This window comes from Ignavibacteriales bacterium, from assembly GCA_026390815.1.
GTDB lineage: Bacteria > Bacteroidota > Ignavibacteria > Ignavibacteriales > SURF-24 > JAPLFH01.
Map to the genome: position 1 here is coordinate 15,155 of JAPLFH010000003.1, position 14,604 is coordinate 29,758.

The 14,604-nt window shown below is 35.8% G+C and carries 5 protein-coding genes; all 5 read right to left on the reverse strand.

Annotation, left to right across the window (positions count from 1 at the left end; all coding sequences use genetic code 11):
- Positions 1-302: 302 nt before the first annotated feature.
- Positions 303-2,453: a T9SS type A sorting domain-containing protein gene (locus tag NTX22_00110; protein MCX6148906.1), complete on the reverse strand. Its 2,151-nt coding sequence runs from the start codon at positions 2,451-2,453 to the stop codon at positions 303-305.
- Positions 2,454-2,959: 506 nt separating this feature from the next.
- Positions 2,960-6,919, reverse strand: a complete 3,960-nt coding sequence (locus NTX22_00115) for a PAS domain S-box protein (protein MCX6148907.1) — start codon at positions 6,917-6,919, stop codon at positions 2,960-2,962.
- Between the two features lie 638 nt (positions 6,920-7,557).
- Complete coding sequence (locus NTX22_00120) at positions 7,558-10,485, reverse strand: response regulator (protein MCX6148908.1); 2,928 nt, start codon at positions 10,483-10,485, stop codon at positions 7,558-7,560.
- A 23-nt stretch (positions 10,486-10,508) separates the two neighbouring features.
- On the reverse strand, positions 10,509-10,961 hold the full coding sequence (locus NTX22_00125; protein MCX6148909.1) for a response regulator: 453 nt from the start codon (positions 10,959-10,961) through the stop codon (positions 10,509-10,511).
- A gap of 12 nt (positions 10,962-10,973) precedes the next feature.
- Positions 10,974-14,579, reverse strand: coding sequence for a PAS domain S-box protein (locus NTX22_00130; GenBank protein MCX6148910.1), 3,606 nt, complete (start codon positions 14,577-14,579; stop codon positions 10,974-10,976).
- Positions 14,580-14,604 lie beyond the last annotated feature (25 nt).

Sequence of the window (14,604 nt, forward strand, 5' to 3'; positions counted from 1 at the left end):
ATCTTTCCTTTTTACGAAGTGAATATATAAATATAAATTTTTATTGTAAACATATATCTCAAACTAATTTTGGTTTGGATGTTAATATTTAGGTGGGAGATGAATATATTACGTTATCAACAATTTATTCTGTAAAAGGATTAGAATTATTTCTGTATTCAAATAATATGATGCGTTGAATTATCATAATTAATCTGGTAATTGGGATGTAAAATAAAAACCCGGTTCAAATGAACCGGGTTTTGTTTTGAAAAGATTTTGGATTATTTCAATCCGCAATCACCAATCTGTTATCTGCAATTTTATTTAACCAACATCATCTTCTTTGCTTGAATAAAATTACCAGCGGAAATCTTATAGAAGTATGTTCCATTTGCAAGATTGCTTGCATTGAAATCTACTGTATATGTTCCAGCTGTCTGTAATTCATTAACTAACTCAATTACAAGTTCGCCAGTGATTGAGTAAACAGCTAATGTTACTTTGCTATCAACTGGTATTGTATAATTGATCTTTGTTGTTGGGTTAAATGGATTAGGATAATTCTGACTCAACTCAAATTTATTTGGCTGTTGTGTTGCAACTTCAACTTCTGAAGAATAATTGTATGAACCATTCAGATCAATTTGTTTCAAACGATAAGAAACTTTTTCAACCTGGGGAACATTATTATCAACATAAGAATACTGATTTATATTTGATGAAGTACCTGCACCTTTAACATAACCAACTTTTTCCCAGTTTCCGTTTGCTTTTCTTTCAACCTGGAAGCCCTGGTTGTTAGTTTCTGTTGCAGTTTTCCAGTTTAATGTAACAATGGAATTAGAGAATTGTGCATTAAATGCAACAAGCTCAACTGGAACTAATCCTGGAATTTCATCTGCACCAAGTTCTGGAGGTGTATCCCGATCCTGTCCATCAATATCTTTTGTAATTGTAGAAATCGGTGTTCCCTTTCCCATAACAAGAGAAGTATTTACTGCTAAGTGTAAATCAGTAGTAGAAACAAATTGTGGATCAACACTAATACTATGGGAATCTAATTGTGAAGCTGTTGTCCAATCTGAAAGCAATGGTGTTGGTGCATTTTGCCAATATCCTGCATAACCTGTAGCAGATGATGTACCAAAATCATTGTAATCAGAAACTAAAGTACCAGCAACTCCTCTACGATAAACTCCGTATACACTATCGGTAGCTTCCTGAGAGAAAATTATATTATTTTTTAGAGCAACAGTCCCATTACTAACATAAATTCCTCTATAACCCAAAACTCCAGTACCACGGATTATTGCTATTTCTGGTAATAATATGCTATTGAAGTAAGCATTTACTGTCGCAGCAGCAGACTCTGTTCGAATACCATATAATTGGCAGTTAGGATTTGCGGCTACAGTGGTTGTGGCAAAACCATAAATCATATTATTATAAATATTATAAGTACCCCCTGAACTAACATTAATAGCATTTATACCGTAATCACCTGCATCTTTATTCCCTGTTGAGAGTAGGGAAAATTTATTATTATAAATATTTATAACCGCAGATGGATCAATAGTTAAAGACAATACCGCGGAACTCGAAAACCCAGTAGTAGTTTGATTTACCAAAATTTCATTATTATAAATATCAGTATTTCCACCTGTATTTATCATAATGCCTCTTGTTCTACCAGTTATTTTACAATTTCTTATAACACAACCTTGTGAGAATGATGTCCAAGTAGGGCTACCTGAAAAGCTATTTGTTATGGAAAACGCCTGAGCAGCATTACCATTATTACAAAGTATATCGCAATTATCCACAAGGATTGAGTCTGGTGTAGAAAATACGGCTGGTGTACCACCATATCTGTTTACAAATGTTACACCATATATACTGCTTCCAGTTGCTCCTAAAGTTCTTACAATGCAATTTTTAATGATACAATGATTTACATCGCCCATTAATGTAATAGTGTGGGCGCCTGAAAAGGATGTAGAAGGAGAAAGGAAAGTTAAATCTCTACTCGTTCCTCCAACTATATTAGAACCATCTATTACTATATTTTCTGTTTTAACCATACCATAATTATTAGCTGAAGTAACTGCTAAATTGGGGCAACCTATTACCAGGTTCCCTGTGCGTCCAGCATTATCTGTAGTTTTGGTAAAAGTGATAGTAGGCTGTATTCCCTCGGCAGGCTTAAAAGTAATTGTAAATCCATTTGTATTTAATCCTAATCCAACATTCGCTGGTTCGGGTATATCACTACAAATAAGAAATGTACAATCCCCAATAATTATATTAGTATTTAAAGCAGTACAGGCAGCAAATAATGTAAGATATTCAGGATCACCACCTCCTGGTCTGGTACCAGCAACGCCAACATAATATGTCCCCGATAAAAATTGTGCAAATAGCCACGAGTTAGTTATTAAAGTAAAACAGATTATCAGTAGAATCTTTTTCATGAGCAACTCCATTTTTTGTTCTATTTTTAATTCTATAAAAAAATAATTTCCAGTCTAAAAGAATAAGAACGAAAGACAATCTACAACAAAAAGTAATCTATCTTTTATTTTACGAAGTGAATATATATATATTTTGTTTTATAGTAAACAAATATTTTAGTCTTTTTTAAGTTTTTTTGTTAAATGGAATTGCTGATAGGTGTTTTGCTATAATGAGTAAAACACAGATTTCAATTGGAAATTTCTGGATTGATCTTGCTACTAATTATTATAAGGTTTGGTTTAATCTAAAAAGTCAAATTTCATTATTGCCTTTCCCACAAACCTGCCTCTACAATAGCAGGCTGTTGCATAACTTGTTAATCACTCATCCCGAGTGAAGTCGAGGGATGATTTTGCGTTATTTCCGTAGTTCAACTAAGCTTACCACAATATAATTTAGCTTTTTGCAATAACCTGCATCGGTAGGCGGGATTGGGAATGACGCTCAACCTATTAATAATTTTTCAGAAGTTTCTAGTATTTATTGCTCCTTTTAATAAAGCAAGCATTTCACTCCTTGAAAAAGGTTTAGATAAATAGTGAGTACATCCACCCTCAATCATTTTTTCTTTATCACCAACCATTGCGTATGCTGTTACAGCAATTATTGGAACTGTTTTGTAATTGGGTATTTTTCCAATTTCCCTGGCTATTTCCAAACCGTTTAAGCTGCCTCCAAGATTTATATCCATAAGAATAATATCATATTTTTTCTTTTTTACAGATTCAATAGCTTCTATGCCATCTTCAACGCAATCAATTCCATAATAATTAATAACCATTGCTCTAATTACTTGTTGACTAACAATATCATCTTCCACATATAAAATTAATGGTTTACTAATTTTTTCTATTTCAATTATTTTACTTAACTCCCTCTCTATAATAATTGATTTTTCAATCTTCTTAAATTCTGTTTTTATAATTGGGAAGGTTACTTTAAATGCCGAACCAACTCCGATTTTACTCTCAACAGTTATAGTACCATGCATACGCTCAACATATTTTTTAACAAGTGTTAATCCCAAACCTGTACCTTCAAAATTTCTATTCCATCCTTCGCTTGCCTGCCTGAAAGGTTCAAAAATAACTAACTGGTTCTCTTTGGCTATACCTATTCCTGTATCCTTTACCAGAATTTCCACATCTGAAGAACTATTGTTATCATTTATTTTTTTTATATCAACAGTTACACTACCTTTTTGTGTATACTTTATGGCGTTGTTTAACAAATTATTTATTATGGAATCTAACAGTACTTTATCCAGTTTGGAATATAATAATTCCTCAGCAGTAATTATTTTTAATTCTAATCCTTTACTTTCGGCAGATTTTTTGAAAACTTTTATTAATGATGACACATAATCTGTTATCTCTAATTCTTCTAAATTTAATTCAAATGCCTCAGATTCAATTTTTGATAAGTCAAGAATTAGATTTAAAGTTTCCTTTAACCTGGTTCCGCTGTCAAAAATTAATTCTGCTGGTCCTTTAAAATTTTGATCAGTTAGTTCATCTTTTAAAATTTCGGCAAAACCAAGGATACCAATTAAAGGTGTGCGCAGCTCGTGACTCATATTTGCTAAGAAACAGGATTTCAGCCGGTTCATTTCTTCGGCTTTTTCTTTTGCTTTAATTACTTCCTCTTCCGCATTTTTACGTTCTGTAATATCACCCAGAATGCCAATACTTCCTATCAAATTACCAGCATCATCGTTCCAAGGATATGAATGATCGGCTAACCAGATAAACTTACCATCCTTAGTTCTAACTTTGTAATCGGCTTGCCACTCACTGGTATTTCCATGTTCCCTGTCAGACACAATTAATTCTGTATTGATGTTTTCAATATGGTATTTACTAATCTTTACTACTATGTTTTTAAATCCGATTTGGTTGATTTCATCCGGTGAATAGCCAGTTAGTTTTTCTATTGCATGATTTATATAATCATACTTCATTGAATTATATCTTAGCCGGTAGATAACATCGTTGGTAGCTTCTACAATAAACCGATAACGTTCTTCACTTTCTCTTGTTTGTTTTTCAGCCAGCATTCTCTTATAAGCAATTCCTATTGTGGATCCAATCTTTTCAAAGAACTGAATCATACCAAGAGTAAACCTATCCTTGCGTTTATCATTAAACTGTAGCAATCCAATAACTTTTTCTCCGGATTTTAAAGGAATTAAAGCTAAAGATTCATAATCTTCGCCTCCCAAACAATTCCTTGTACTTACTTGAACCTCTTTTTCTGTTTTAGCCGCAAGCAGACTTGATGTGCAGTTAGTCCAAAAGCTGCCTTCATTTGTAAAAAACGGAAATGAAGGATTGGTATGACCGGAAATTATATTATTACATATACATTCCATGTGTAATTTACCTTCGGAGTCCAAAATAATTTCAGTTTCAGGATTTCTTGAACATAAAAATCTTCCAGCTTCTGCAAAAGTTGATGGAAATCCGTTAACAACAAAGTATGGATAATCTTCACCTTCTTTCAAGCGAATGGCTATTGCTTCTAAATTTGTAAATGTTTTTATCTCGTTAAGAATATCATTAATAATTTGTTGCCACTCATTTGGTCTGTTAAGGATTAATAAAATTTTTGTTATTAACATTTGTCTATCTTCAGAAATCTTTCGTTCAGTTATATCTTCCTTAACCGCAAGAAAATGTGTGATCTCTCCTTTTGTATTTAAGATTGGTGAGATTGATACGGATTCCCAGTAAAGTTCACCATTTTTCTTTTTATTATGAAGTTCTCCGCGCCATTCCTTACCAGACGAAATAGTATCCCACAGAGTTTTGTATTCGCTTTTTGGTTTTTCTCCTGAACTTAAAATTCTCGGATTTTTTCCTAATAACTCTTCAGGTTTATAGCCGGTAATTTCTATTACTTTTGGGTTTGAATATTCTATGTTGCCAATAGTATCAGTAATAATAATTGAAACCGGACTTTGTTCAACTGCGTGTGATAATTTTAGAAGCTCTTTTTCAGCTTGTTTGCGTTCGGTTATATCACGAATAATTCCGGTGAAAAATTTGCCAGAAGGTGTTTCCCATTCTGCTATTGATAATTCCAACGGGAATTCTTTACTATTTTTATGCAATCCGCATAATTCTACAGTTCTGCCCATTATATTGTGTTGACCGCCTTGTTCTATACGGTTAATACCGTTAATGTGCCTCTCACGATAACCTTTAGGAATTATAATATCCAATTTTTCCCCAGTTATTTCTGCTTCCAAATAACCAAACATTTTTTCTGCACCCTTATTCCAACCGAATATTATTCCTTTATTATTTGTTGAAATAATTGCATCGTTTGCTGATTGCGCTACTGAGCGGAATTTTTCTTCGCTTTCTCTTATTTGATCCTCTAACTCTCGTTTTTCCCTCCAATACTTTGCTTCTTCTTCTGCTTTAACTTTTAAACGGTTGTTAAAGGAGTAAATTAGTGAGGAACTTCCTAAAAGAGTAACGATCAATACACCAACGAGGAGTAATATCATGGAAAGATTTTTTTCAAAGAAACCCGCTGCTTCTTCTAATGGAACAATGAGAACAATCGTCCATGCGATATTCTTATATTCGAATGAAGAAAAACTTGCCAGCTTCTTTGGTCCTTCCTTAAGTCTATATTCAGTTGTTCCGTCCTTTTGGGTAACAATAGTTTCCACATGTTTGAACGAGATGTGGCATTGCATACATGTTTCATCTTGATGCCGGATATTATTCATCACCATTTCCGGGTGTTCGGAGTGGAAAAGTATAGTTTCATTCTGATCTAAAACCATTACATGCTCTCTGATAGAATTAGGCCTGACATTTGGACGAAATGCGGAAATAGTTTCTTCTAAGTCAATAGTTGTAGCAACAACGCCTACGTATTTATACATTAAGGTAGGTTGCTTAACTTCCTTATAAATAGGAGCAACAATTAAAAAGCGGAAATTAACATTATTTTCTTTCTGGTTGTCTGGTTTTTGTATTAGTGAGTAAAATAACTGCTTTCCCTTATTTTCCTTTTTTAATGCCCACTGAAAAAAATCACTCACTGCATAATTTTGTCCAACATATTCTTTTATAGTTGAAAAGATGATTGTACCTTTTTCGTTATATATACTAATCGATTTTACATTTTCTGTTTTTACATGATCGTAAAATTTTGATATGTCTATTGCCATCTGCTGCATATCACTATTTTGAAGTGAAGAAAAGGATGTGAGTAAATCAACTGTTTGAGCCTGGTCCTTTAAATAAGTTTCAACAGCATTAGTTAGTTGTCGCGTAGCTACATTCCGTTCAAAGCAGAATTTCTCGAAGACTTCCTTTTTACTTGCATTACTTAGCTCGAAGAGTAAAAACCCTATTACAATTAAAATAAGAGTTGTAACGATTATGATAATTTTAGATTTCATAAAATCCATCCCATTACTTTTTATTGTGTAGTATCATTTCAGTAAATGACAACTCACTTGGACATCCTTACGGTAGCTTCATCCATCAAGTCAATACTCTAAAAATCTACTGCTTCAAAAACACTCTACATCTTTGGTAAAATTTTTTATTGAGGCAATATCTACCAAACTCATTAAAAAATATTTTGGCTAAATAATTTCTTCAATAGTTTCATCAGCGAAATAAATTGACTGGATACCTAAGATAGGCGTTTTGGGAAGACAATTTTAATCCAGGTGAAACCCTCATTGGAATCTAAAAAGCAAATTACGTTTATATAAATACTTAAACAACCGGTTGTGTGAATTAAAAAAATTTAGAATGATAAACTGTTAAAACAGTTAATGATCTAGTCTTTTCTTTAGCCAACCCACGAATTAATTCGTGGGTTACTTAATAAACCACGCAAATAAAAACCGTTTTAACGCCTGCCAGCCGGTAGGCGGCGTTTACAATTTAATTCACACTACTAAATACCAAGAACTTTTTGGCTCTTTTCTTATGCAGAATTTATTCCATCTTCTTCCAATCACTGCGAACTATTCTATTCCGTGTTTTAGTTTTTTAAAGTTAAACTTGTTCAATTCCAATTTATATTCTAACGATTAAGAGATTCGCTTAATAAAGAAAGAAACTCATCTTTTAAAAATGGTTTGGATATATAATAGGTACAACCTCCGCTTAATAATTTTTCTTTTTCACCTGCCATAGCGTATGCCGTTACTGCTATTATTGAAGTTCTTTCGTATCCTTCTATTTTTTTTATTTCTTTGGCAGTTTCCAGACCATTTAGCTTACCTTTTAGATTAATATCCATTAAAATTATATCGTATTTTTTTTGCTTTACTAATTCAATTGCTCCTTCACCTTCGGCAATATGTTCAATTCTATAATAATTACTAACCATTGCTTTAATAACTTGTTGGCTAACAATGTCGTCTTCGACATATAAAATTAATGGTTTATTAATTCTTTCTGTTTCAATTACGTAAGTTTCTTCTTTTGTTCCATTATCGGCTTTTTCACTTTCCTTAAATACTGATTTTGTAATTGGTAACCTGACTTTAAATGTTGAACCGACGCCAACTTTACTTTCCACGCTTATAGTTCCTTTCATACTCGCAACATATTTCTTTACCAGCGTAAGACCCAACCCTGTACCTTCATAATTTCTGCTCCAGCCTTCACTTGCCTGCCTGAAAGGTTCGAAAATAATTGCCAGATTTTCTTCCGCTATTCCTATACCGGAATCTGCTACCAACAGTTCTGCATACAATTTTTCATTGTCAATTATTTTATTAATTTCAACTGTTACTTTACCTTGGTGTGTATACTTAATTGCATTATTCACAAGGTTATTGTTGATGGAATCTAATAGTGCTTTATCCAAATTAGAAAATAATAATTCTTCTCCAGTAATCAATTTTAGTTCTATTCCTTTAGACTCCGCAGATTTTTCAAATACTTTAACCAGATTTGGAATGTAAGAAGTCAGTTCAATCTCTTCAAGATTCACAGTTAAAGATTCTGCTTCAATTTTGGATAAGTCAAGAATTAGATTTAAAGTTTTCTTTAGCCTTGTTCCGCCATCAAAAATTAATTCTGCTTGTTCTCTAAAATTTTCATCAGTTAATTCTTCTTTAAGGATTTCTGCAAAGCCAAGTATTCCAATTAACGGTGTACGCAGTTCGTGGCTCATATTGGCTAAAAAGCAGGATTTCAGCCGGTTCAGTTCTTCTGCTTTTTCTTTGGCAACGATTAATTCATCCGCCTGTTTTTCTTTTTCTTTGTTTTCAAAGTCAAGCACTTTATTGGCTATGACCAATTCTTCTGCGCGTTTTTCTTTCTCTTCGTTTTGGAAAGTAAGCTCTTTGTTCGTAGTAATTAATTCATTCTCTGCCCGTATGCGATCTGTAATGTCAATGTCCATCTCAAGAACGAGAGGTGAACCATCTGTGTCTGTAAAGGGAAAGTCGAAGACATCAATAATCCTCGATCCATCCCGATTTTTACAGCACCAATGATGAGGTTTGCCTGTCTTCAGGACATTGAATGTTTCGCAAAACACGCAAGGTTTTTCATTCCCAAAAATATAATCATAGCAGAATCGGCCGTTGCCCTCGCCAAACATAGTCCGGAAAGCGCTATTGGAAAATATGACATGGTAATCAGGCGTCAATAGACATACCATTACCGGTATAGATTCAAGCACATCAAATAGCCGCTGTCTCTCCATTTTCAATACTTCTTCAGCACGTTTGCGTTCAGTGATGTCGTTTGTAAAAACAAGAAATATACTTTTAGAGTTAAGGTAAACTGTATTTATCTCCACATCTATTATTTTTCCATCGGCACGTATATGTTTGCTTTCAAATCGATCATGACCAGTTGAAATAATTTTTTTTATATGTTCACGCGTATTTTCTTGTGTTTCTGCACATTCCAAATCACTAATGTTCATTGTGAGTAATTTTTCTTTCGAATATCCTGTCATTAAACAATAAGCATCGTTCACTTCTAAAAGATGTCCTTGGGCATCAGCAACCCAAAAACCATCAAGGGATGTTTGGATCAAGCTTTGGTAACGTTCTTCTTTCTCAATCAAAGCTTCTTCCACACGTTTACGGTCTGCCTCCTTCTGAATGAATTCAAATGCAAAAGAAATATCGGTTGCCATTTCATCAAGCAAACTAATTTCTTGAGAATCGAAAAAATCAATCTCATTTGAATAGATACAAAAAACACCAATTACTTTTCCAAGAACTATAAGTGGAAATACTGTGAAAGATCTAAATCCCAAAGACACAGAATTCTGTTTCCAAATATCGGTTATGTTTTCATCGCCATTAATGTTATTTGAAACAAAATGTTTTCCAGATTTTAATGCATTTACAATCGGATTTTGTTTTGGACTCACTTCTATTAAATTGTTTGCTAATCCGGCAGTTGCAGAGGTCTCAATTTTCTTTGTTTCGTTATTTACGATACCAATCCAAGCACTTTGAAATTTTCCTTCATCAACAGTAATCATGCAAGCATCTTTAATCAATTGATTTGTATCATGAATTCGGACAATAGCTTGATTGATATTACTAAGTACTGAATAGACGCGATTTAATTTTTTTACTTGCTGTTCCGCTTGCCGTTTAGTTTCTTTTTCCTTAGCTTCAACAAGCGCCCGTTTAATAGCAAAGGGAAGTCTTTTTGGTCTATCCTTTAAGACATAATCGACAGCTCCCAGCTTTAAAAATTCTACTGCGGTTTCCTCGCCTATCGCTCCTGAGACGCAGATGAAAGGAACATTCGGGCAAATTTCTTTAGCCCATCTAAGCGCGCTGAACCCATCGAATCCGGGTAGTTTGAAATCAGCGAGAATAACATCATAAGTATTGCTGCGGAGCAAAGAGACGAATTCCTTTTCTAACGCAGTACAATCCATATCCAGGTCAAATCCCGCGTCTATCAATAACTCGCGGATGATCTCAACATCTTGAGGCGAATCCTCCAGTATGAGTACTCTTAACATAGTAACTCCTATTAGCTTTTGGTTTATGCGGATAGCTTACTCTCTGGCGGTACTTCATTAATTATAGCCCAGAAGACACCAATCTCTTTCACTGCTTGTATAAAATCTTTGAAATCTACCGGCTTTACAACATAAGCATTAACTCCAAGTTCATAACTATTTATCAAATCCTTCTCTTCACGGGAGGATGTAAGTACCACCACAGGTAATAGCTTCAGTGCCGGATCGCTTCGTACAGTTCGAAGAACTTCAATTCCATCCATGCGGGGCATTTTAATATCCAGAAGCAATACTGCGGGAAGTCCTGATTTGCGTAATTTATACTTGCCTTCGCATCGCAGAAATTCCATTGCTTCCACTCCATCTTTAACGACAGTAACGTGGTTGGCAAGGTTATGTTCAGACAGAGCCTCAAGAGTCAATTCAACATCCTTGGGATTGTCTTCTGCTAAAAGTATCGTCCTTAGTTCTACCATAATATTTTCTCCTTAATTATGTTGTATAGAAAAATAAAATGTCGCTCCTCCTGCCTTGCCGGCAGGCAGGTTATCTAGTTCAGCTTCTGCCCACGTACGCCCGCCGTGACGCATTATTATCCGCTGCACATTTGCCAGACCGATCCCGGTTCCTTCAAATTCTTCCGTTGGATGCAAGCGTTGGAAAACTCCAAAGAGCTTTTGTGCATATTGCATATCAAACCCTACTCCATTGTCCCGGACAAAAAAGATTACTTCATTCTTTTCAACCTTCGCTCCGATCTCAATCAAAGCTTTCTCCCTTGTTCGCGTGAATTTAACCGCATTACTCAGGAGATTCATCCACACGAGCCGCATCATTGCACTATCACAAAAAACTGATGGTAATTTGGCTACCTTCCATTTTATAGAGCGATCAGGATTATCTTTGTCAAGTGATTCTATTACTTCATTAATGATTCCATTCATATCAGAATCAATTCTACGCATCTCCGCCCGCCCTGTTCTGGAGAATTGCAGCAGATTGTCTATGAGCAATCCCATCTGATGCACGGAATCTGCAATAGAGTCTAAATAGTGCTGACCTTTATCTGACAAAGCGGGATGGAACCGGCTGATGAGCAACTGCACGTATCCGCTAATATGCCGTAACGGAGCGCGCAGATCGTGAGACACTGAATAAGTGAACGCTTCGAGTTCCTTATTAGAGGCTTCCAACTGAGCTGTTCGCATTACCACGCGATGTTCAAGGTCGGCGTTGAGTTGACGTATTTCTTCCTCTGCCCTCTTGCGTTCGGTTATATCGCGCACTACCTTGGAGACACCAAAGAGATTGCCAGCAGCATCCTTGATTGGTGAAGAGGTCACTGCAACATCAATCAGTTGTCCGTCTCTTGTTAGTCGAACGGTCTCAAAACGGTGAGCGTGTCCGGTGCGCCGTATATTAACTAATAATTGCTCTTCCTCGTTCCAGCGGTCTTGCGGCACTATTTGCATTATTGAGCGCCCCACCGATTCATTTGCGGAATATCCAAAGAGCTTTTCCGCACCTGAGTTCCAACTGGTGATGATACCGTTAAAATCTTTTCCGATGATAGCATCATCTGATGCTTCGACTAACGCCGCCAGACGGATGGAGGTTTCCTCCGCCAACTTGTGTTCAGTTACATCACGGGCTACACAATAGAGGAGTTCCTCATTGACAGCAGGAATCACAGACCAGGATAACCACCGGTAAGACCCATCAGTACAACGATAACGATTTTCAAAGCTAATTGTTCTGGTGCCTGCAGCAAGTTTTGCGGCTTCAGCTAATGTTGCATCCTTATCTTCAGGATGCACAAAATTTATGAATGGCTCAAACAACATTTTGTTTAATGAAAAACCGAGGGTTTTTTCCCAGGCAGGATTAAGCCGCTTGAAACATCCGTCGAAACCGATAATACTCATCATATCTACCGAAACTTCATAAAACCGTCCGAGTTCTTCCTCCGCATGTTTGCGTTCAGTAATGTCTCTGGCATTTACAGCCATAAATTCAGGTTCGCCATTTTTATTTTTTAGTAGTGTGCATGATAATGCTGCCGGAATTTTCTTCCCGATAATATCCTTAAATACACTGTCTCCAATCCAACTGCCAACCCTAAATATTGCCGGCAGGGTTATATTGAACATATCATGCTTTGCGTCATCGCTTATGAAATTTTCTATTTTGTACTTTGTAATATCATCATCAGCATTTAGCCCGAGCATTTTTTTGCCCGCTAAATTCATATAAATAATGTTGGCATTTAAGTCGGCATAAGAAATCATATCTGTTGATGATTCAATAGTTGATACTAATCTTTCCTGCGTTTCCAAACTTCTTTTCAGGTCATCAAACTCAGTATTGGAACCGAACCACTTAATAATATTATTATTTGTGTCCCGCATCGGTACGGCTCTTGTTTTGAACCATCGATAGATACCGTCGGCTCTTCTTATCCTGAATTCAATATCAAAGCTAAATCCGGTTTTTACTTTTTCCATCCACTCAGAAACCGTTCTGTCCTTATCATCGGGATGAAGCTGTTCAAGCCAGCCGTAACCCAATTGTTCTACTTCCGGTATTCCGGTAAATTCCACCCATTGTTTGCTTAAATAATCGCATGGTCCATCTACCCGGCAAGTCCAAAATAGTTGAGGTAACGATTCAATCAGTTCTCTAAAGCGTTTTTCATTATCTCTAATTACTTCTTCAACACGCTTGCGCTCAGTGATGTTACGCACGATCACCAGGTCGGCTGGTTTTCCTTCATACTGGACAACGCTGGCATTAATCTCAACGAGTATCCTCTCTCCATTTTTATGAAGCAACGTAGTTTCATATAATGCAGGGACTTGCTCACCGGCCAGTCTTCTCTGATGTCGTTCCTGCAAAAATTCTAAATTCTCCGGCGGAATCGTCTTGCTGAATTCGGCTCCTTCCACTTCATTCACCTCGTAACCCAACATAGCCGCAAAGCCGGCATTCGAAAACTTCATGGTTCCATCCTGACCGATCATAAAGCCATCACTTGCTCTGTCAACGATGGTGCGGTATTTTTTCTCAATTTCCCGCAATGCATCTTCCGCCCGTTTGCGTTCGGTGATATCATATCCTTGTGCAATTGTTGCAATAATATTTTTCCTTTCTTTATCAAAAATATTTGCTGAATTCCACAAAAGTGTCCGTACAAAACCATTGATTTGAAGGATATTAATTTCTACAACTTCCATCCGTTCACCCTCAAGGGTTTTTCTGATAAGTTCCATCGAACTATCTCTCTCGGTAGGCGGAAACAGAATTTTTAGAGATTTGCCCATTACATCTTTTTCAGTTTTTCCGGTTAGTGTTTCGAAGGCTTTGTTAAATCGTGTGATTTCATATTGCGTATTCCAGACAATGATCGGAGCATTCGCGTAATCAAGTAAATTTTCCAGATACTCGTTCGTCTCCCGTCTTTCGTCGTTTGCAATGATTAATTCTGTGGCTCGTTTTTCTTTCTCTTCTTTTTGAAAAGCAAGCTCTTTGTCAGCAATGATCAACTCATCTGCCCGCTTTCCTTTTTCTTTATTAGCAACAATTAATTCTGTTGCCCGCTTTCCTTTTTCTTCTTTTTGAAAGGCAAGCTCTTTGTCAGCAATGATTAACTCATCTGCTCGCTTTCCTTTCTCTTCTTTTTGAAAAGCAAGTTCTTTGTCAGCAATGATCAACTCATCTGCCCGCTTTCCTTTTTCTTTATTAGCAACAATTAATTCTGCGGCTCGCTTTCCTTTCTCTTCTTTTTGAAAAGCAAGCTCTTTGTCAGCAATGATCAACTCATTTGCACGTTTTTCTTTTTCTTTATTAGCAATGACTAATTCTGCGGCTCGCTTTCCTTTCTCTTCTTTTTGAAAAGCAAGCTCTTTGTCAGCAATGATTAACTCATCTGCCCGCTTCTTCTCCTCTTCTTTTTGAAAATCAAGCGCTTTGCCGATTTGAACAAACATTTCGTTTTCGGCGAGTTCATTTACTTCATCTGCCGCCTTCAATTTGTTTTTTGCAGTGGAAGAATTATTATTTAAAACTTCATTTACTTTTTTGTCATGTTTTTTCATACTCTAATTTTCCTTAAATCAAAAA

What these genes read in the sequence shown, in the direction of transcription:
- NTX22_00120 (MCX6148908.1), bottom strand. Translation starts at nt 10,485, where the DNA reads ATGTTAAGAGTACTCATACTGGAGGATTCGCCTCAAGATGTTGAGATC.
- NTX22_00130 (MCX6148910.1), bottom strand. Translation starts at nt 14,579, where the DNA reads ATGAAAAAACATGACAAAAAAGTAAATGAAGTTTTAAATAATAATTCT.
- NTX22_00110 (MCX6148906.1), bottom strand. Translation starts at nt 2,453, where the DNA reads ATGAAAAAGATTCTACTGATAATCTGTTTTACTTTAATAACTAACTCG.
- NTX22_00115 (MCX6148907.1), bottom strand. Translation starts at nt 6,919, where the DNA reads ATGAAATCTAAAATTATCATAATCGTTACAACTCTTATTTTAATTGTA.
- NTX22_00125 (MCX6148909.1), bottom strand. Translation starts at nt 10,961, where the DNA reads ATGGTAGAACTAAGGACGATACTTTTAGCAGAAGACAATCCCAAGGAT.